The organism is Ruegeria sp. AD2(2025) (genome assembly GCF_056542385.1).
The window spans coordinates 145,985-165,184 of sequence record NZ_JBQFZS010000007.1 but is presented as its reverse complement, the minus strand read 5'-3'; the positions used below and the strand labels follow the sequence as shown (position 1 = coordinate 165,184).

Genomic DNA, 19,200 nt, shown 5'->3' with positions numbered 1-19,200 from the left:
AACGGGTCGTTAGCCTGAGACCACCCCCTCGCGTCAAAGGAGACCCGCGCCATGTTCCGCCACCTCGCCCGTGCCCTGACCCTTGCTCTGGCCATGACCGTCGCCCCCGCCGCCTATGCCGACGACGGCGGCGGTTTCCCGCAGATTGTCGGCACTTGGCATGGCACCTATCTGGTGGCCTTCGCCAAGTCGAACCCCAACCACGAAAAGGGCCTGCTGAAAACCGAGATGGAGCTTGAGATCACCAAGCTCGACGGCAACCTGATCACCGCCACCAACCGCTGGCGACGGATCGGCGACACAGACTGGATCGTCGAAGAGGCCATGGGTACTTTCGCGCTCGACGATCCCACCCGCTTTGTTCTGGCCGAGGCAGGGATTTCCGGCGATGACGTGTCCTCGGGCATCTTCAACGGCGTGTATCTGGATGACGTCCTGATGGTTACTTATGCCGGGCCAGGCACCGGCGTGGCGTTTGCTGCGCAGTTGGTGAAGAAGGACGATGCCAAGAAGTAGCACCAGCTAGGTCTATGCTGCGACGGTCAGCAGCTAATCTTGCTTTCTAACGGAACGCTGAGGCTGATGCCTACAATGTCGGTATTGCGGACTTTGTTGCCGTTGAGTATTTGAAATCAACGCGTCAGTATCCCGCAATGATATACGTCTTAGCTTATCCAGAGTTCGAACCATCTTGCGCTGGCCGCATTCGAGGCTTCCGGGCGAGACATGAGCCTCAAAGATCTAAAATTGTTCCACCGCACATCACCTTGGTGTTTGGAGTTAAGGGCGAGTACTTACAGACCATTACTGAGTTGGTCGAGGCCGCTTCGAGACAAACACACGAATTCCCTATCGCGTTCGACGGCCACGCAATCGAGTTTGACCCCTTTGAACAGAAATACAAAATTTTCCTTCTTTGCGGCGATGGAAGTTGCACCTTGAGTGCTTTGCACAATCAACTCTATGACGGGGAACACCGTGCGGAGCTTAGCTCAACGCATACGTTTCGACCGCATATGACAATAGCGACTTATAATGAGCGTGCAGAAATCGAGCGAGTAGACGTCTCGGATGCTGGTGAGCTTCCGGTTTGCGGAAAACTGCGTGCCTTAGAGATAGTGCGATTTTCTAACGGTGAGCTATCGACACTCAAGTCAGTCCCGCTTCGCCAGTAGGTATGGGCTCAAAGCGGGCCTGACCATCCCCAAACAAAAAGCCGCCCCAAGGGGACGGCCTTTCATTCACTGTCTCTCGAAAGAGGATCAGGCAGTCAGGGCTGCCTGAGCTTTGGCGACGATCGCGCCGAACGCTTCCGGTTCGTGCACGGCCAGATCAGCCAGAACTTTGCGGTCCACTTCGATACCGGCCAGGTTCAGGCCGTTGATGAAGCGGGAATAGGTCAGAGCCTCGTCATGCGAACGGACAGCAGCGTTGATACGCTGGATCCACAGCGCGCGGAAGTTGCGCTTGCGGTTCTTGCGGTCGCGGGTTGCGTACTGGTTGGCCTTGTCGACGGCCTGGGTGGCAACTTTGAAGTTGCTCTTGCGACGACCATAATAGCCTTTTGCGGCCTTGATGATCTTCTTGTGACGGGCGTGAGTTACGGTTCCACCTTTAACGCGGGACATCTCTCAAATCTCCTCTTAGCGGTCGTAGGGCATGTAGCCCTTGACGATCTTTGCGTCGGGGGCGGACAGGGTGGTGTTGCCACGGGCGTCGCGGATGAACTTTTTGGTCCGCTTGATCATGCCGTGCCGTTTGCCGGCCTGGCCAGCAAGGACCTTACCGGTCGCAGTCACCTTGAAGCGCTTTTTGGCGCTCGACTTGGTCTTCATCTTAGGCATTTCCGTCTCCTATTCTCGGGTTCGGTTTCGGACGCGACTCGGCATGCCATCTCGGCCGGTCACGCAACAGATGCGCCGTTTACGCAAGTTCGATCATACTGGCAAGGGGGTTTCGACCAGAATCTGCGGAATCCGCAACGGTCAGGCACCGGGGCAGCTGCGGGCCGCCCCGGTGAATTGGTTTAGTGTTCGAATTTGCGGATCTCGCCGCTTTTCAGCCGTTCAGCGTAGGATGCCAGCTCCTGACGCACCACTTTCATCAGGAAGTAGAGCGCGAAGACGTTCACAACCGCCATGGCAAAGATCGCCGCGTCCGAGAAGTCGATGACCGGGCCAAGGTTGGCCGCCGCACCGATGACGACGAAGACGCAGAAGATGATCTTGAAGACCAGTTCCTTGGTGTGACCTTCACCGAACAGGTAGGTCCAGGCCTTGAGGCCGTAATAGGACCAGCTGATCATGGTCGAGAAGGCGAACAGCACCACCGCAATCGCCAGAACGTAGGGGAACCAGCTAAAGGCGCTTGCGAAGGCGGCCGAGGTCAGGCTGACGCCCGAGTTGCCGTCAACGGTCGCAATCGCGTTGCCCGCTTCGTTCAGCATGTAGTTGCCGGTGTCCGGGTCGATGATCAGCTGCTGGGTGATGATGATCACCAGCGCGGTCATGGTACAGATCACGACCGTGTCGATGAACGGTTCAAGCAGCGATACAAAGCCCTCGGTGATCGGTTCCTTGGTCCGTACAGCCGAGTGTGCAATCGCCGCAGACCCAACGCCCGCTTCGTTCGAGAACGCCGCACGGCGGAAGCCCTGGATCAGCGCACCGACCATGCCGCCTGCAACGCCCAGACCGGTGAAGGCACCTGCGAAGATCTGACCAAAAGCCCAGCCGATCTGGTCTGCGTGCATAATGATGATGACCAACGCGGCCAGCACATACATCACACCCATGAACGGCACGACTTTCTCGGTCACGCTGGCGATGGATTTCAGGCCTCCAACGATCACCGCAAAGACGATGCCGGCAAAGACCAGGCCAGTGATCCAGCCCGGATAGTCTCCGACGATGCCCGCGATCTGCTGGTGCGCCTGATTGGCCTGGAACATATTGCCCCCGCCCAACGCGCCAAGGATACAGAAGATCGAGAACAGAACGGCCAGTATCTTACCGCCCGGCAGGCCCAGCTCGTTGAACCCTTTGGACATATAATACATCGGGCCACCCGAAACGGTGCCGTCTTCGTATTCGTTGCGGTATTTCACGCCCAGCGTACATTCGGTGAATTTCGACGCCATGCCCAGCAGGCCCGCGACGATCATCCAGAAGGTTGCGCCCGGTCCTCCGATGCCGACGGCCACCGCGACACCGGCGATGTTGCCAAGACCAACCGTGCCCGACAGCGCCGTGGCCAGCGCCTGAAAGTGGCTGACCTCACCCGCGTCGTTGGGGTCGGAATAGTCACCCTTGACAAGGCTGATCGCATGGCTGAAGAACCGCAGCTGCACGAAAGCGAAATACAGTGTGAACACGGTGGCCGCGATCACCAGCCAGCCCACGATCCACGGGAATCCGGTTCCCGGGAAGGGGGCAAAGATAAAGCTGACGAAGGGGCCGGTGAAATCGGCAAAGGCCTGATTGATCTTTTCGTCCAGACCCGGCGCCTCTTGCGCAAGGGCAGGGCCAGCGGCAAAGGCCGCAGCGGCGACGGCGCCGAATTGTTTGAGCATTCTCATTCTTGTCCCTCCCTTCAGTTCACGACCGTGACCGGCACATCGGCATGCATGACCAGATTCTGGGTCGAGCTGCCGAACAGGCGTTTCTTGAACCCGTCTGCCGAGGCCCGGCCCACGACGATCTGCGACCCGCCATTGTCGACCGTGATCTTGTTCAGCGTTTCCGCCACATCGCCGTGACGCACGATGCCATGCGCCTCGAACCCGGCGGCTTTCAGCGCATCGACCGCGGGTGCGATGATACGCGACGTAGCCAGTTCAACCTCTTCTTCGCGCCGCTTGTGACGCAGGGCGTTCTCCTCAGGGGTCTGGAAAGTGAAAGGGGACCATTCGATGACGTAAACCACCAGCAGTTCGCATGTTCCGATCCGCCCGGCCATGTCTTTGGCAAAGGCGATCGCGCGCTCTCCGGTTTCTGTCCCGTCCAGTCCTATGACAATTTTCGTTGTCATCTCGTTCCTCCGTTATTGTTGATTTGGCCGGGGCCCTCGCCCCCGGCGGGGCAGCCGGAACCTGGAACTTGTTTGAGTGGACTGCCCCGGGGTCAAGTATCCCGGAAAAACACGGAAAAACAGAGAGATAATTGCAGGATACAACCGGTATTCATGTAAGTATTTGTAAGTAAATACTATTATTCGCCCAAAATATGGGCAAATAGGTGAGTCTCACAGTGAAATATAATTCTGAGGCCTCTGGGATCAGCCCGGATCGGTGTTGTAGATCAGCCGCTCGTCGCAGGGGGCGATGCGCAGAATGTTGGTTGTGCCGGGGACGTTGAAGGGGACGCCCGCGGTGACGACGATCTGATCGGTCTCGGTGGCGAACCCTCCGGCGCGTGCAACCCGCGCGGCGCTGACCACTGCACCCTTGAACCGCTCAAGCTCGGGCGTCATCACGCAATGGCAGCCCCAGCTCAGGCACAGGCGGCGGGCGGTGCCGGTGGCGGGTGTCATGGCGATGATCGGCACGCCGGGGCGTTCACGCGCGGTCAGCAGCGCGGTTGTGCCGCTCTGGGTGAAACAGCAGATCGCCTTGATGTCGGTCTTTTCCGCGATCTCGCGGGCGGCGGCGACGATGCCATCGGCCACCGAGGTTCCCTGCGCCGTGCGCGACGCGGCGATGATCTGCGCATAGGTCGGATCGGCCTCGACCTCGATGGCGACCCGGTTCATGGTCTGCACCGCCTCGATCGGATAGGCACCTGCGGCGGATTCCGCGCTCAGCATGATCGCATCGGTGCCCTCATAGATCGCGGTGGCCACGTCCGAGACTTCGGCCCGGGTCGGCATCGGGCTTTCGATCATGCTTTCCAGCATCTGCGTCGCCACGATGACCGGCTTGGCCTCGGCCCGGCATTTGCGGATCATCCGCTTCTGGATCGGCGGGACCGCTGCGATGGGCATCTCTACCCCAAGATCGCCACGGGCCACCATGATCCCGTCCGAGGCCTCGAGGATCGCGTCGAACGCCTCGACGGCGGCGGGTTTTTCCACCTTGGTCAGGATTCGGGCGCGCTTGCCGACCAGTTCGCGGGCCTCAAAGATGTCTTCGGGTCGCTGCACAAAACTCAGCGCCAGCCAGTCGACGCCCAGCTGGCAGACAAATTCCAGATCGTCGCGGTCCTTGGCCGACAGCGCCGCCAGCGGCAGCACGACATCGGGTACATTGACGCCCTTGCGGTCCGAGATTGTCCCGCCCACCTCGACGGTGCATTCGGCAAAGTCCTGACCGTAATCCTTCACGGTCAGGCGAATCTTGCCGTCATTGACCAACAACCGCGCGCCGGGTTCCAGGGCGGCAAAAATCTCGGGGTGGGGCAGGCAGACGCGGGTCGCGTCGCCGGGGGCCGGATCAAGGTCCAGACGGAAATCCGCTCCGGCCTGCAATTCTTCGGCGTCATTGGCAAACACGCCGACCCGCAGCTTGGGGCCCTGCAGGTCCGCCAGAATCGCGATCGGGCTGTCCAGATCCTTTTCCACTTGCCGGATGATGCGGTGCCGTTCGCGAATCTCGTCATGGCTGCCGTGGCTCATGTTCAGGCGAAATACATCCGCCCCGGCCTCGTGCAGGGCGCGGATCATGTCATAGTCATTGGACGCCGGTCCCAGCGTCGCCACGATTTTCACATTTCTCAGGCGTCGCATTGGGTCAGCTCTCCTCAAACGTCTCATGTTACCGCAAACAGTCCTTGGCCTGCTTATTGCGCAATTCCCTTTCCGAGGCAACTGTCCTACACCTGCATCAAACAAGATGACAGGCTCATGACATACTCTCCGTTTTTCGTGCACGGCGCGGATCGCCCGTCGCGCTGGCTGATTACCTGCGATCACGCAACCAATATGGTGCCGCCCGACATCAACGGCGGCGATCTGGGCCTGCCGCGCGAGGATATGGAGCGTCACATTGCCTATGACGTCGGCGCTTATGAGGTCTCGAAACATCTGGGCGAGCTTCTGAACGCGCCCGTGATTGCGGCCAATTTCTCGCGTCTGGTGATCGATCCGAACCGGGGCGAAGATGACCCGACGCTGGTGATGAAGCTCTATGACGGCTCGATCATTCCCGGCAACCGCCATGCGGACGCCGCTGAGCGCGAACGCCGCCTGCAGATGTGCTATCGCCCCTATCACGAGGCGCTTGCGGAACTGGCGGCATTGCCCCATGCGGTCATCATCTCGATGCACTCTTTCACGCGCCAATTGCGCGGACGCGAACCGCGCCCGTGGCATATCGGCGTGCTGCATACCCCGGACGAGCGGTTCTCGCGCCCTTTGATCAACCGGCTGCAGGCCGAGGACGATCTCTGCGTCGGCGTCAATGAACCCTATACCGGCGTCCTGCCCGGCGATGCGATCGACAAGCACTGCACCACGTTCGGGCGGCCCAATGCGCTGATCGAACTGCGCAACGATCTGATCGCGGATCATGACGGGCAACGGCACTGGGCCGAGCGTCTGGCCGTGATCCTGCAGGATGCGTTGTCCGACAGCGGGCTTTAGCGGCTTTTGTTGAAACATCGGGGGCGGGTTGCTACCTCAGACGGGAACACGCCCAACAAGCCGGAGCCCTGACATGGACAAGCAAACCGAAATCGAACTTCAGGCCGCCGCCTTCCGCCGGTTGCAAAAGCATCTGATGGAAGACCGCACCGATGTGCAGAATATCGACATGATGAATCTGGCCGGGTTCTGCCGCAACTGCCTGTCGCGCTGGTATCAGGAAGCCGCCAACGAAAAAGGCATCGAGATGGGCAAGGACGAGGCGCGGCAGATTTTCTATGGCATGACCATGGATGAATGGAAGGCCAACTATCAGACCGACGCCAGCGCCGAGAAACAGGCCGCCTTCAAGGTCGCCTTCGAAGAGAATGTGGGGAAAGAGGGCTGATCCCCGAGTTCTCTTGACCGTTCCGGAAAGTATCCTAAAGTATTCCTTTCAAGAATACCTCACCCCAACCCCGGGTAACACAGGATACCGATGAGCCAGGACCATCACATTCCGCGTCCCGACGAGGCCGCCTTGATCGCGGGTCTGCTCAACCCTGACCCGCTAATTGGCGAAAGCGCCGGGCTGTTTCTGGCCGCCCCGCGCCGCACCGGCAAAAGCACCTTCCTGCGCCGCGATCTGACCCCGCTGCTCGAAGGTCAGGGGCGGTTCGTGATCTATGTCGACCTCTGGGCCGACCGCAGCAGCGATCCCGGCGCGCTGATCACCGCTCGTCTGGCCCGCGCGCTGCAGGATTGCGACTCGCTGATTGCAAAGCTGCGCCGCAGGGTGCCGTTCTCATCCATCGGGGCGCTGGGCTTTAGCGTGAACCTCAAGGCCGCCGGCGCGTGGGAGGGCACGATCCCAGACGCGCTGATGCTGCTGTGCGAGGCCACCGGCAAGGATGTGGTCCTGATCGTCGACGAAGCGCAGCAAAGCCTCGCGACCGAGGCGGGCCGCAACGCGATGTACGCACTGAAGGCGGCGCGGGATGCGGTCAATCAGGCGGGGTTCGAGACGCGGCTATATCTGGTCATGACCGGCTCGCATCGCGACAAGCTGGCGGCTCTGATCCACAACCAGCAGGCCCCTTTCTTCGGCGCGCGCGTGCGCGATTTCCCGAAGCTGGGGCAAAGCTATACCGCCGCCCTGACCGAACGGATCAATGCGCGGCTGGCCGAGGATGCGCAGGTTTCGGCAGACACCATGGATGCGGTGTTCGAAGATCTGGGCCGCCGCCCCGAAATCCTGAACGACTGCCTGCGCGATCTCATTCTGGAAACCACCCCCGGCGATCAGGCGCTGCGCGCCATCGCCGACCGGAAGAAAGTTCAAATGCGCGAGGCGCTTCTGGCTGAGATCAGCACCCTGACCGACCTGCAACAGGCCATCCTGCGCAAGATGGCCGTGGATGGCATCGACTTTACCCCGTTCACCGACGACACCCGGCAGGCGCTGGCCGGTGACCGCAAACCTTACAGCAAGGGTGGCATCCAAAAGGCGCTGGACGTACTGCGCGACAAGGGGCTGGTCTGGCGGCCCAGCTTCGGCAGCTATGTGCTGGAAAATGCCGACCTCGCGCAGGCGCTGCGCGAGGAGGCGCGGGGTTAGACCGCCGCTTTCAGGCTTTCTTCCAAATAAATCTCGCGCAGGCGCTTGGCGATGGGGCCGGGCGTACCTGCACCTAGCTTCTCGCCGTCAATCTCGACCACCGGCATCACAAAGGTCGAGGCCGAGGTGACAAAGGCCTCATCCGCCTCTTTCGCCTCATCGATGGTGAACAGCCGTTCCTCGACCACCATCTGCGCCTCAGCGGCCATCCGCAGCACCGCCTTGCGGGTGATGCCGTGCAGGATGTCATTGGACAGCGGGCGCGTGACGATCTTGCCGTCCTTCACGAAATAAGCGTTGTTCGAAGTGCCTTCGGTCACATACCCATCTTCGATCATCCACGCGTCATCTGCGCCCGCCTTCTTGGCCATCATCTTGCCCAACGAGGGATACAGCAGTTGCGTTGTCTTGATATCGCGGCGACCCCAGCGGATATCGTCGATCGAGATCACGCTGATCCCCTTCTGCGCCGCCGGGCTGTTGGCCAGGCCGGGCTTGTTCTGCGTGAACAGCACCAGCGTCGGCTTGACGTCATCTGCCGGAAAGACGAAATCCCGATCCCCATCGCTGCCGCGCGTGACCTGAAGATACACCATGCCCTCGTCGATTTCGTTCAGCTCGACCAGCTTGCGGTGAATATTCAGCAACTCATCCTTACTGCAGGGCGCTGCCATGTCCAACTCGTCCAGCGAACGCTTCAGACGCACCGCGTGACCGTCAAAGTCGATCAGCTTGCCGCCCAGCACGCTGGTCACCTCATAAACGGCATCCGCCATCAGAAAGCCCCGGTCAAAGATCGAAACCTTGGCCTCGGTCTCGGGCAGGTAGTCTCCATTCACGTAAACGGTGCGGGTCATGTTTGTCTCCTCAACCCCAGAGCTCCACCTCAGGCGGATGCACCCCGGCGTCATCAAAAATCAGCGGTGTAGTGCGGTCTTCGGCCAGAAGAAGCGGCCCGTCAAGGTCCGTTACCATCGCCCCCTGCGCCAACAGCGTCGCCGGAGCCATCGCCAGAGAGCTTCCGACCATGCATCCGACCATCACCCGATACCCCTCGGCCAGCGCGGCGCTGCGCAACTCCAACGCTTCGGTCAGGCCGCCGGTCTTGTCCAGCTTGATGTTGACCACATCATATTTGCCCTTCAACGCGGGCAGGCTGGCACGGTCATGACAGGATTCGTCCGCACAGACAGGCACAGGCCGCTCCATCCCGATCAGGGCGTCATCATCCCCGGCAGGCAAGGGCTGTTCGACCAGCGCCACGCCCAACCGCACCAGATGCGGTGCGAGGTCGGCATAAACCTCGGCGCTCCAGCCTTCGTTAGCGTCCACGATGATCCGGGCATTGGGGGCCCCCGCGCGCACGGCTTCAAGCCGCGGCATGTCATCGGGCGTGCCCAGCTTGATCTTCAGCAGAGGCCGATGCGCGTTCTGCGCCGCCTGCGCCTGCATCGCTTCGGGCGTGTCCAACGACAGGGTATAGGCGGTAATCTCTGGCCCCGGCACCGGCAGCCCGGCCAGATCCCACACCCGCTTGCCTGCCCGCTTCGCCTCAAGATCCCACAACGCACAATCCACCGCATTGCGCGCGGCACCGGCAGGCAGCAGGTCCATCAGCGATTGGCGCGAAAACACCTCGGGCAGAGCTGCAATCTCGGCCTCAACCGAGGTTAACGTCTCGTCATAGCGCGCATATGGCACGCATTCGCCCCATCCCTGATGCGCCCCGTCGGTGATCCGAACCGTCAGCACCTGCGCCTCGGTCCGGGACCCGCGCGAGATGGTGAACACCTGCGCCAGCCGAAACACATCACGAGAGACTTCAACCTGCACGCGCCCGCTCCTTCATCTTTTCCCAAATACTCCCGCCGGAGGCAGAGATTTTTCGACGAAAAATCTCCTCCCGCACAGACCGTTCAAATCATATCGCAGCCAGCGCGTCGACCAGCTTGCCCGAGCCAAAGCGGAACGGGTCAGTTGCAGGCAGGCCCATATCGGTCTCGATCTGCGCAAGATATGCCACGGCGTCTTCTTCGCTCATATGCTGGGTATTCACCGACACGCCCACAACCTGACAATCCGGATTGGCGACCCGCGCCAATGTCAGTGCCATATCGCGCAACGCCTCCAGCGAGGGCTGCTGATATCCCGGCAGACCCCGCATATGCGTGCGCGTGGGCTCATGCGACAGGATCAACGCGTCGGGCTGGCCCCCATGGATCAGCGCCATGGTCACGCCCGAATAAGAGACGTGAAACAGTGACCCCTGACCCTCGATCAGGTCCCAGTGATCGTCGTCATTGTCCGGGGTCAGCCATTCCACCGACCCGGCCATGAAATCCGCAACAACCGCATCCAGGGGTACCCCGTCGCCTGTAATCAGAATGCCGGTCTGGCCGGTGGCCCGGAAGGTGGATTTCATGCCGCGCTTGCGCATCTCGGCATCCATCGCCATGGCCGTATACATCTTGCCGACCGAGCAATCCGTGCCCACAGCAAGACACCGCTTGCCGGTCCGTTTGACTCCATTCGCAATCGGATAGTCGACCTCTGGCACCCGCACATCATGCAGCTTGCGCCCGGTGGCCTCGGCCACAGCGACCAGATCGGGTTCATCGCGCAGCAGGTTGTGCAGGCCCGAGGCCAGATCAAAGCCCTCTTCCAGCGCCATGACCAGAACCTTCTTCCACTCCTGGCTGATCACGCCGCCCCGGTTGGCCACACCAATGACCAGCGTCTTGGCCCCGGCTTTGCGCGCTTCGACAAGGTCCATGTCTTTCAGACCAAGATCGGCCTTGCAGCCGTCCATGCGGTACTGCCCCACGGCATTCTCGGGCCGCCAGTCCCTGATGCCCACCGCAACCTTGGCAGCCAGCTGGTCAGGCGCATCCCCCAAAAACAACAGGTATGGTGTCTCGATCATCGCGCAGCACTCCTTCGCTTCCGCTCCAAGCTAGAGAACCGATTTGACGAGCGTTTCTCGAATTCTCTCTGCAATACGAGCAATGACGCAAAAATATTGCGCGCATGGCAGAAAATGCAGGAGAATGTTCGAGGTTTTTAAACTGATCAAACTTTAAGCAGCATCTATGGCTCTCCACCTGTCTGTGCTGCATGCGCATTGCCGCATCTGCACAATCCCGCTTGCGCGCATGTGCGCAATTTAATATCCCATCACCATGAGAAGGCGCAATTTCATTACTCACGCGAGGTCCAGATGAGTTTCCGTATCCAACCTGCCGCCCCGGCACGGCCCAACCGCTGTCAGTTGTTCGGCCCCGGCTCGAACCCGAAACTGTTTCCCAAGATGGCTGCCTCTGCGGCGGATGTGATCAATCTCGACCTCGAGGATTCGGTGGCCCCCACGGACAAGGACGCCGCGCGGGCCCACGTGATCGAAGCGATCAATACCGTCGACTGGGGCAACAAGCATCTCTCGGTGCGGATCAACGGTCTGGATTCGCCCTTCTGGTACCGCGACGTGGTGGATTTGCTGGAACAGGCGGGCGACCGGCTGGATCAGATCATGATCCCCAAGGTCGGCTGCGCGGCGGATGTCTATGCGGTCGATGCGCTGGTCACTGCGATCGAACAGGCCAAGGGCCGGACCAAGCCGGTCTCGTTCGAGGTCATCATCGAATCCGCCGCCGGTATCGCCCATGTGGAAGAGATCGCGGCCGCATCCCCCCGGCTGCAAGCCATGAGCCTCGGGGCCGCAGATTTCGCGGCATCGATGGGGATGCAGACAACAGGCATCGGCGGCACGCAGGAAAACTACTACATGCTGCGCGACGGGCAGAAACACTGGTCCGACCCGTGGCACTGGGCGCAGGCCGCCATCGTTGCCGCCTGCCGCACCCATGGCGTGCTGCCGGTGGACGGGCCGTTCGGCGATTTCTCGGATGATGAGGGCTATATCGCGCAAGCCCGACGCTCGGCGACGCTGGGCATGGTCGGTAAATGGGCGATCCATCCCAAACAGATCGCGCTGGCCAATCAGGTCTTCACCCCCTCGGACGAGGCGGTGTGCGAGGCACGCGAAATCCTCGCCGCGATGGAGCAGGCCAAGGCCAATGGCGAAGGCGCAGCGGTCTATAAAGGTCGTCTGGTCGATATCGCCTCGATCAAACAGGCCGAGGTGATCGTGGCGCAGTCGGAACTGATCGCAGCCGGAGGCTGAAAATAAAGCGGCGCCCGAAAGGGCGCCTCCTTTGGATCAGATCACCAGATCAGCGACCGAACACATCGTTTGGGGTCCAGGTGAAACGTTCACCCTTCTTACCCGATTTCATCATCAGGCACGAGGTTCCCAATTTTTGAAAATAAACAATCTTCAATGGGTACCAGCCAGCCTTTGGCACTTCGACCTCGGTGCGTTGATTGGCTTCACACCCCTGAATACCACTGACGCGGCCTATCTCTTGGCCGCCAACCCAAGCTTCTATCCCGTCATTCGACCAAGTTTCGAGATCATAAACACCGGGTGAGTCGAAGCGCATATAGCCCGTTACCTCGGCAGCAACGTTATAAGCTTCGTCGGATGTCATGACATCCTCACCCTTATAGGTGTCGGCATAATCCAATCCCCGCAATGGTTTTCCAGGCTGCGCTTTGGAAAGAAGTTTTTTTGCCTGGTTTAGATCGCGAATCTTCTTGTGTTGATTGCCTGTAGCAAAGTACTTAACGTCCAGCCCGGCCTTGGGGCTGGGTTGTGGGTTGGCGGGCTGCAATTTCAGCGGTGCCGCTATGCTGCCGCTGGCAATCATCGCCAAAGCAGCCACAAACGCTCCGGTCTGTAGAATTTTCATGGTCATCTCCCCAAGTTTGTGCAGGTTTCCCCGGCTGGCGACCTCGTTGATATGACACTAGGCGGTGAAAACTGACCTCGCAAGATGGTTGGCCTTCACAATCCGGCGCTCAGGCGCGCATGTCCTTGGGTGATCCCATCACCACATATGACGTGATCGAGGTCACATGGGGCAGGGTGCCCAGCACCTCGGTGTGAAAGGTCTTATAGCTGGGCAGATCGGCGCATTCGACGCGCAGCAGATACTCGATGGTGCCGGTGATGTTGTGGCACTCCACCACCTCGGGGGCCTGTTGCAGCGCCTTTTCGAACCCCTCCTGCGCCGCCTTGGTATGCTCGCCCAGCCCCACGCCGATATAGGCCACAAACCCCACGCCCAGGGCCGCCGGGTTCAGCACCGCCCGATAGCCCGAGATCACGCCCGCCCGCTCCAACTCCTGCACCCGGCGCAGGCAGGCGGACGGAGACAGGCCGATCCGTTCGGCCAGATCCAGATTGCTGATCCGCCCGTCGCGGGACAGTTCGCGCAATATCTGGCGGTTTAGGGCGTCGATCTTAGTCATGTGTTGCTGAAAATCGGATATCCTGCACAAAAACGCAATTTCATTTTCGGGATTCAGCGGGATAGTCCGCCCATGACCTACGATATCCTGTTGGCCCTGATCACCTTCGCCTTTGTCTCGTCGATCACGCCGGGGCCGAATAACCTGATGCTGATGGCCTCGGGGGCGAATTTCGGATTTCGCCGGACGGTGCCGCATATGCTGGGGATCGGGCTTGGGTTTACCTTCATGGTGCTGCTGGTGGGGGCCGGGCTGGTGCAGGTCTTCAACCGGTTCCCGGTCAGCTATACGCTGCTCAAGATCGCCTCGGTCCTGTATCTGCTGTATCTGGCATGGAAGATCGCCCATGCCGCGCCCGCGCGCGACGGCGATACGACGGGCAAACCCATGACCTTCCTGCAGGCGGCGGCGTTTCAATGGGTCAACCCCAAGGCCTGGGCGATGGCGCTGACTGCGACCACGGCCTATATGCCGGGCCATACCATGACGGCCATTGCCACCGTCGCGCTGATCTTTGGCGCGATCAATCTGCCCTCGGTCAGCGTCTGGACGGCTTTGGGTCAGCAGATGGCGCGGGTCCTGACAAACCCGCGCCGGTTGCTGGTGTTCAACTGGACAATGGCAGGGCTGCTGGTGGCCTCGCTCTATCCGGTGCTGTGGCCCTGAATTACTTCAGCGGCAGGCAGATTTCGGTCAACAAGTCCTCGGGCGCGGTATCGCGCGGATCGTTGAGGTAGATCTCATAACACGGCTGATCCGCCGGTTCCTCGCCCGATGCGGGCAGCCAGTTGCCAAAAAGGCTGTGATAGGCTGCCTCAAGCCCCGCATAAGGCCCCTTGTAGGTCAGCACGGCGGTCTTGCCGCCCGGGATGGTCAGGTCCTCCATGCCGTCGGGCGTGGCCTCGCCCCGGTACTCGGCCCCGGCATAGCTGCGCAACTGGTCTGCGGGCACGTCGTCGGGGCTGTCGAAATACAGGCCGATCACCGGCCCGACCTCAGGCCACAATTTGCGGGATTCGCACAAGGCCCCGAACGCCTCGAAGCTTTTGCCGATTTCGGCATAGGGGCCGGTATGCGGCAGGGCGACGACGCGACGGGTGGGTTCTGTTCGTGTGGTGACGGGATGCATGGGATATCCTCCGGTTTTGAACTTTGGATTGGCGGGCAGAAACTGACCCGCGCTGCGAAAGGCGGCGGGGCTTTTGCCATAGGCTTCGGCAAAGGCCCGCGCGAAAGAGTTCAGGTTGGGATAGCCGACATCGGTGGCCACTTGCGCCAGGGGCCTGTCCGACTGCACCAGCCAGCACGCCGCCCGGTGCAGCCTGATCCGGCGCACTGTCTGCGCGCAGGTCTCGCCGGTCAGGGCGCGAAACACCCGATGCCAGTGAAACCGCGACAGGGCGGCCACATCGGCCAGCGTGTCCAGAGACAGATCGCCCGCCGGGTGATCATAGATATAGGCCAGCACGCGCAACACGCGATCTTCATAACTGGTGGCCATCGGTATCCCTTCCGTCTTCCTTGCCCCTCTCAGGGTGCATATCTCCCATCCACAAATCTTGCTGAGTTGCATCCCGGGCGACCTTTGGTCATATAGCAGGGAACTTCCGCGTTGAGAGGCGTCATGACCCAGTATCTGGATTTCGAAAAACCGCTGGCCGAGATCGAAGGCAAAGCCGAAGAGCTGCGCGCGCTGGCCCGTGCCAATGAAGAGATGGACGTGGCCGAAGAGGCCGCCGCGCTGGACGCCAAGGCCGCCAAGCTGCTGGACGAGCTGTATGCCGATCTGACCCCCTGGCGGAAATGTCAGGTGGCGCGCCACCCCGAACGCCCCCATTGCAACGATTATGTCGATGCGCTGTTCACCGAATTTACGCCTCTGGCCGGGGACCGGAACTTTGCCGACGATCTGGCGGTGATCGGCGGTCTGGCACGGTTCAACGACCAGCCGGTGATGGTGATCGGCCATGAAAAAGGCAGCGACACCAAATCGCGGATCGAACGCAACTTCGGCATGGCCCGCCCCGAGGGCTATCGCAAAGCTGTGCGCCTGATGGAAATGGCGGGTCGCTTTGGCCTGCCCGTGATCACCCTGATCGACACCGCCGGGGCCTATCCCGGTAAAGGGGCCGAGGAACGCGGCCAGTCCGAGGCGATCGCGCGGTCGACCGAGATGTGCCTGAAGATCGGGGTGCCTCTGGTCTCGGTCATCATCGGTGAAGGCGGCTCGGGCGGTGCGGTGGCATTCGCAACCGCAAACCGCGTCGCGATGCTGGAGCATTCGGTCTATTCTGTGATCTCGCCGGAGGGCTGCGCCTCGATCCTGTGGAAAGATGCCGAGAAGATGCGCGAAGCGGCCGAGGCGCTCCGTCTGACCGCGCAAGACCTCTATAAACTGGGCGTCTGTGACCGGATCATCACCGAACCCAAGGGCGGGGCCCATCGTGACCGCCCCGCAACCGTCGAGTCGGTGCGCGCAGCCATCGCCGCCATGCTGAAAGAGCTGGACGGCAAGGATGCGGCGGCCCTGATCAAGGACCGCCGTCAGAAATTCCTCGATATCGGCTCGAAGGGTCTGGCGGCCTGAGCCGTCAGCCGCCCAGACGCCGCAGCAAGTCAACCGATGGCGTGCCGGTCACGGCCATGCCATTGGCGCGCTGATAGCCGCTGATCGCGGCCTCGGATTTCTTGCCGATCACCCCGTCCGCGCCTTGCGTGTCATACCCGGCGGCGGTCAGGCGGCGCTGCAATTCCTTGCGATCCTCCAGCGTCAGCCCGTTCTCATCCGGCCCGAACGAGGCCTGAAACGGCGCGCCCCCGGCAATCCGGTCCGACAGGTGGCCGACACCAATCGCATAGCTGTCCGAGTTGTTATAGCGCTTGATCACCTGAAAGTTGCGGAACACGGCAATGCGCGGCCCGGGCGTCTGCGGCTGGAGCACGGCGACCGGCGTGCCGCTGACCGTACCGGCCTCGCCCCCCCAAGGTTGCCCGCGCACCCAACCGGCGCGCGCCAGATAGGCCGCCGTTGACGCCAGCGAATCCGCCGGATCCTCGGACCAGATATCGCGCCGCCCGTCGCCGGTGAAATCCACCGCATAGGCCAGATACGAGGTCGGGATGAACTGCGTATGCCCCATCGCCCCGGCCCAACTGCCGGTCATGTTGGCCGGGCTCGTGTCGCCCTCCTGAATGATCTTAAGCGCCGCCACCAATTGCTTTTCAAAAAACGCCCCGCGCCGCCCGTCATAGGCCAGCGTCGATGTGGCCGAGATCACCGGAACATCCCCGCGCCGCGCGCCATAGCGGCTTTCCAGCCCCCAGACGGCAACGACCACCTCTTTGTCGACGCCATACTGCGCCTCGATCTGCGACAGGGTGCCCGCATGGCGCACCATCATCTGCTTGCCGGTGCTGATCCGCTCATCCGAGGCGGCAATGGCCAGATAATCCTCGAGCGAGCGTTTGAATTCGACCTGATTGCGGTCGCGCTCGATCACCTCGGGCAGATAGCCTGCGCCCTGAAAGGCGCGGGTAAGCGTGGTCTGCGAAATACCCTGAGACGCGGCGCGGCCCTTGAAGCTGGCAACCCACGCGTCCCAACCTGCGTTGGGCACCGGGCGCATCCGCGACGCGGGCGCGCTGGCCGGAGTGCCGCCGCCGGAACAGGCGGCCAGAAGGCTTGCCCCAAGCCCGGCGGAAAAGGTTCGACGATTGATCATGACTGAAATCTGCTCTTGTTGTGATTTGCCCTCAGGATAGCTCAGCCCGGCCGTTCAGGCCAGAAGTGCCGCGTGCGAAATCAACAGAACAGAAGGGTGGGCGATAAGCCGCTCAGGTCACCAGTAGCCGCAGCCCCTGCGTCACATCCGACCGCACCGCCAGCCGCAAACCGGGCTCGTCCCCGGCCTTGAGCGCGGCAATGATCAGACGGTGGTGATGCGGCGGTTCGGTGCGCCGCAGCCGCCCGTAAAGCGCCCGCATCGTCGGCCCAAGCTGCAGCCAGACGGTTTCGGCCATGGCCAGCATCGCCGGAGCTTGCGCGCGCAGGTACAGGGTGCGGTGAAATTCCAGATTGGCGCGGATATAGCCCACCGCATCGCGCTTGGTGACCATCTCGGCGACGCTCATGTTGATGCTCTGCAACCGGTCGATCAGCGCGATATGCGCGCGCGGCAGGGCGCGACTGGCCAGTTCGACCTCAAGCAGCGCCCGCAGCGCCGCCAGTTCCTCGATCCGGTCGCGGCTGAGTTCCGGCGTCGACACCCGCCCCGAGGTGGACAGAAACAGCGCGCCCTCGGCCGCCAGCCGCCGGACCGTTTCGCGCGCAGGTGTCATCGAGACACCGAATTCCTTGCCGATCCCGCGCAGGGTCAGCGCCTGACCGGGCGCGATCTCGCCATGCATGATGCGCGAGCGCAGCGCGCGATAGACGCGATCATGGGTGGCGGTGTGCGAGTCGGCGGTGCGTGGGGTCAGCATGGGTTTATGTGATCACAAATCCCGCGCAGGTCAACCGCTTGCCTCGAACCGGTAGCGGTGCAGATGGATGCCGTTGTCCCGCAGCCAGCGGCGCGGCGTCTTGTAAGGGCCATAGATCCGCTCGACCTGCGCCCAGAAGGCGGGGGAGTGGTTCATTTCGGCCAGATGGGCCACCTCATGGGCGGCCACGTAATGCAGCACGTCGGGAGGTGCCAGGATCAGCCGCCAGGAAAACATCAGCCCCCCCGCCGAACTGCACGACCCCCAGCGCGAGCGTGTGTCCCGCAGGGTCAGGGTACTGTAGGGACGGCCCAGTATGGTGGCATAATCATCGCAGGCCCCGGTCAGCCGATCCCGGGCCAGCTCTTTCAGGAAACGGGCAAGGCGGCGGGCCTCTGCCCCTTCGGGCACGGCGATTTCATCGGCCCTCAGCTCGACCCGACGCCCCTTGGCGGGAACGATTCGCCGGTCAGTGCCTTCAACGGGAATGGATTGCCCGAACTGGACGGTGGCCGCTTCGGGCCGGTCCTGCAGGTGCCCCCTGATCCAGTCTTCTTTCTGTTGCGCGAAACTCAGCGCCTCGGCCTCGGCGACACCGGTCGGGTAGGTCAGCGTAACCCGCCCGTCCAGTTGGGAAATCCGCAAACTGATCCGCCGCGCGCGCGCCGATTTGCGCAATGTCAGCGGCACCGGAGGCCGTCCCGGCAATGCGTGTCGCCCCATGGGCCGATCTCCTTCGCGCAAAGGCTTTGACAGTGCCTGCCGCATGTGGCAGGTGACCTGAATCATTGTTGAGATTCACCTGATATCAAGGGGATTTGATATGCCCAAGGAAGAATGGGGCGTAAAGCGTGTCTGCCCGACCACCGGCAAACGCTTTTACGACCTGAACAAGGACCCGATCGTCAGCCCCTACACGGGTGAGGTCGTGGAACTGGAAACCGGCAAAAGCCGGATGATCGCTGCTGATGCGGAAGATGCGGCCTCGGTCAAAGCGCGCGAGGCGTCCTCGGACGAGGATATCGTGCTGGACGATGACGATAATGTCGATGTCGAGTTGGACGATGATCTGCTGGACGACGATGACGATGACGGCGACAACGTCTCGCTGGACGACATCAAGGATATGTCGTCGGAAGACGAAAACTGACCGGACCAGAGGCGGCCTCTGCCGC

23 protein-coding genes are annotated in these 19,200 nt (G+C 61.5%); 9 read left to right on the top strand and 14 right to left on the bottom strand.

What is annotated here, in order from left to right; genetic code table 11:
• Nucleotides 1-51 precede the first annotated feature (51 nt).
• Nucleotides 52-516: a hypothetical protein gene (locus ACR1XV_RS15270; protein ID WP_480532808.1), complete on the top strand. Its 465-nt coding sequence runs from the start codon at nucleotides 52-54 to the stop codon at nucleotides 514-516.
• Between the two features lie 137 nt (nucleotides 517-653).
• The gene (locus tag ACR1XV_RS15265) at nucleotides 654-1,175 is read left to right on the top strand and encodes a 2'-5' RNA ligase family protein (protein ID WP_480532806.1); all 522 of its coding nucleotides are present in this window, start codon (nucleotides 654-656) and stop codon (nucleotides 1,173-1,175) included.
• 87 nt (nucleotides 1,176-1,262) lie between these two features.
• Here the strand turns inward: ACR1XV_RS15265 and rplT are convergent, their stop codons facing one another.
• From rplT to pyk, 5 genes are all read right to left on the bottom strand, one after another.
• Nucleotides 1,263-1,628 (bottom strand): 50S ribosomal protein L20, encoded by a 366-nt coding sequence (gene rplT / locus ACR1XV_RS15260; RefSeq protein ID WP_170658380.1) that lies wholly within the window; start codon nucleotides 1,626-1,628, stop codon nucleotides 1,263-1,265.
• Nucleotides 1,629-1,643: 15 nt separating this feature from the next.
• The gene (gene rpmI, locus ACR1XV_RS15255; protein ID WP_010443552.1) at nucleotides 1,644-1,844 is read right to left on the bottom strand and encodes a 50S ribosomal protein L35; all 201 of its coding nucleotides are present in this window, start codon (nucleotides 1,842-1,844) and stop codon (nucleotides 1,644-1,646) included.
• Nucleotides 1,845-2,026: 182 nt separating this feature from the next.
• On the bottom strand, nucleotides 2,027-3,577 hold the full coding sequence (locus ACR1XV_RS15250; protein ID WP_480532804.1) for an alanine/glycine:cation symporter family protein: 1,551 nt from the start codon (nucleotides 3,575-3,577) through the stop codon (nucleotides 2,027-2,029).
• A gap of 14 nt (nucleotides 3,578-3,591) precedes the next feature.
• On the bottom strand, nucleotides 3,592-4,029 hold the full coding sequence (locus ACR1XV_RS15245) for a universal stress protein (RefSeq protein WP_480532802.1): 438 nt from the start codon (nucleotides 4,027-4,029) through the stop codon (nucleotides 3,592-3,594).
• A 246-nt stretch (nucleotides 4,030-4,275) separates the two neighbouring features.
• Nucleotides 4,276-5,721: a pyruvate kinase gene (pyk, locus tag ACR1XV_RS15240; RefSeq protein WP_480532800.1), complete on the bottom strand. Its 1,446-nt coding sequence runs from the start codon at nucleotides 5,719-5,721 to the stop codon at nucleotides 4,276-4,278.
• Between the two features lie 117 nt (nucleotides 5,722-5,838).
• On the opposite strand from pyk, the gene ACR1XV_RS15235 reads away from it, so the two are divergent.
• The 3 genes from ACR1XV_RS15235 to ACR1XV_RS15225 all read left to right on the top strand — a co-directional run bounded on the left by ACR1XV_RS15235 (nucleotide 5,839) and on the right by ACR1XV_RS15225 (nucleotide 8,173).
• Nucleotides 5,839-6,576 carry an N-formylglutamate amidohydrolase gene (locus ACR1XV_RS15235; protein WP_480532798.1) on the top strand — a complete coding sequence of 246 codons (738 nt, stop codon included), beginning with the start codon at nucleotides 5,839-5,841 and terminating at the stop codon, nucleotides 6,574-6,576.
• A gap of 73 nt (nucleotides 6,577-6,649) precedes the next feature.
• Nucleotides 6,650-6,964 carry a DUF1244 domain-containing protein gene (locus tag ACR1XV_RS15230; RefSeq protein WP_480532796.1) on the top strand — a complete coding sequence of 105 codons (315 nt, stop codon included), beginning with the start codon at nucleotides 6,650-6,652 and terminating at the stop codon, nucleotides 6,962-6,964.
• A gap of 90 nt (nucleotides 6,965-7,054) precedes the next feature.
• Nucleotides 7,055-8,173, top strand: a complete 1,119-nt coding sequence (locus ACR1XV_RS15225; RefSeq protein WP_480532794.1) for an ATP-binding protein — start codon at nucleotides 7,055-7,057, stop codon at nucleotides 8,171-8,173.
• Here ACR1XV_RS15225 and ACR1XV_RS15220 read toward each other — a convergent pair.
• The 3 genes from ACR1XV_RS15220 to dgcN all read right to left on the bottom strand — a co-directional run bounded on the left by ACR1XV_RS15220 (nucleotide 8,170) and on the right by dgcN (nucleotide 11,096).
• A complete protein-coding gene (locus ACR1XV_RS15220; protein ID WP_480532792.1) occupies nucleotides 8,170-9,030 on the bottom strand; it encodes a D-amino-acid transaminase in 861 nt (286 codons plus the stop codon). The two genes, ACR1XV_RS15225 and ACR1XV_RS15220, sit on opposite strands and share 4 nt — an antisense overlap.
• A 10-nt stretch (nucleotides 9,031-9,040) precedes the next feature.
• Nucleotides 9,041-10,006, bottom strand: coding sequence for an N-acetyl-D-Glu racemase DgcA (gene dgcA / locus ACR1XV_RS15215; RefSeq protein WP_480532790.1), 966 nt, complete (start codon nucleotides 10,004-10,006; stop codon nucleotides 9,041-9,043).
• Nucleotides 10,007-10,094: 88 nt separating this feature from the next.
• A complete protein-coding gene (gene dgcN, locus ACR1XV_RS15210) occupies nucleotides 10,095-11,096 on the bottom strand; it encodes an N-acetyltransferase DgcN (RefSeq protein ID WP_480532788.1) in 1,002 nt (333 codons plus the stop codon).
• A gap of 294 nt (nucleotides 11,097-11,390) precedes the next feature.
• Here dgcN and ACR1XV_RS15205 point away from each other — a divergent pair, with 294 nt between their 5' ends.
• Complete coding sequence (locus ACR1XV_RS15205) at nucleotides 11,391-12,353, top strand: L-malyl-CoA/beta-methylmalyl-CoA lyase (protein ID WP_480532786.1); 963 nt, start codon at nucleotides 11,391-11,393, stop codon at nucleotides 12,351-12,353.
• 49 nt (nucleotides 12,354-12,402) lie between these two features.
• On the opposite strand, the gene ACR1XV_RS15200 is transcribed toward ACR1XV_RS15205, so the two are convergent.
• Complete coding sequence (locus ACR1XV_RS15200) at nucleotides 12,403-12,981, bottom strand: PA14 domain-containing protein (RefSeq protein WP_480532784.1); 579 nt, start codon at nucleotides 12,979-12,981, stop codon at nucleotides 12,403-12,405.
• A gap of 109 nt (nucleotides 12,982-13,090) precedes the next feature.
• The gene (locus tag ACR1XV_RS15195) at nucleotides 13,091-13,543 is read right to left on the bottom strand and encodes an Lrp/AsnC family transcriptional regulator (RefSeq protein WP_480532782.1); all 453 of its coding nucleotides are present in this window, start codon (nucleotides 13,541-13,543) and stop codon (nucleotides 13,091-13,093) included.
• Nucleotides 13,544-13,615: 72 nt separating this feature from the next.
• Here ACR1XV_RS15195 and ACR1XV_RS15190 point away from each other — a divergent pair, with 72 nt between their 5' ends.
• Complete coding sequence (locus ACR1XV_RS15190; protein WP_480532780.1) at nucleotides 13,616-14,209, top strand: LysE family translocator; 594 nt, start codon at nucleotides 13,616-13,618, stop codon at nucleotides 14,207-14,209.
• A gap of 1 nt (nucleotide 14,210) precedes the next feature.
• Here ACR1XV_RS15190 and ACR1XV_RS15185 read toward each other — a convergent pair whose 3' ends face one another.
• Nucleotides 14,211-15,044, bottom strand: coding sequence for an AraC family transcriptional regulator (locus tag ACR1XV_RS15185; protein ID WP_480532778.1), 834 nt, complete (start codon nucleotides 15,042-15,044; stop codon nucleotides 14,211-14,213).
• Nucleotides 15,045-15,167: 123 nt separating this feature from the next.
• On the opposite strand from ACR1XV_RS15185, the gene ACR1XV_RS15180 reads away from it, so the two are divergent.
• Nucleotides 15,168-16,130 carry an acetyl-CoA carboxylase carboxyltransferase subunit alpha gene (locus ACR1XV_RS15180; RefSeq protein WP_480532776.1) on the top strand — a complete coding sequence of 321 codons (963 nt, stop codon included), beginning with the start codon at nucleotides 15,168-15,170 and terminating at the stop codon, nucleotides 16,128-16,130.
• A 4-nt stretch (nucleotides 16,131-16,134) separates the two neighbouring features.
• On the opposite strand, the gene ACR1XV_RS15175 is transcribed toward ACR1XV_RS15180, so the two are convergent.
• The 3 genes from ACR1XV_RS15175 to ACR1XV_RS15165 all read right to left on the bottom strand — a co-directional run bounded on the left by ACR1XV_RS15175 (nucleotide 16,135) and on the right by ACR1XV_RS15165 (nucleotide 18,748).
• Nucleotides 16,135-17,265 carry a lytic murein transglycosylase gene (locus ACR1XV_RS15175; protein ID WP_480532774.1) on the bottom strand — a complete coding sequence of 377 codons (1,131 nt, stop codon included), beginning with the start codon at nucleotides 17,263-17,265 and terminating at the stop codon, nucleotides 16,135-16,137.
• Nucleotides 17,266-17,377: 112 nt separating this feature from the next.
• Nucleotides 17,378-18,025, bottom strand: a complete 648-nt coding sequence (locus ACR1XV_RS15170; RefSeq protein ID WP_480532772.1) for a GntR family transcriptional regulator — start codon at nucleotides 18,023-18,025, stop codon at nucleotides 17,378-17,380.
• Nucleotides 18,026-18,055: 30 nt separating this feature from the next.
• Nucleotides 18,056-18,748 (bottom strand): M48 family metallopeptidase, encoded by a 693-nt coding sequence (locus tag ACR1XV_RS15165; protein WP_480532770.1) that lies wholly within the window; start codon nucleotides 18,746-18,748, stop codon nucleotides 18,056-18,058.
• 100 nt (nucleotides 18,749-18,848) lie between these two features.
• Here ACR1XV_RS15165 and ACR1XV_RS15160 point away from each other — a divergent pair, with 100 nt between their 5' ends.
• The gene (locus ACR1XV_RS15160) at nucleotides 18,849-19,175 is read left to right on the top strand and encodes a TIGR02300 family protein (RefSeq protein ID WP_480532768.1); all 327 of its coding nucleotides are present in this window, start codon (nucleotides 18,849-18,851) and stop codon (nucleotides 19,173-19,175) included.
• Nucleotides 19,176-19,200 lie beyond the last annotated feature (25 nt).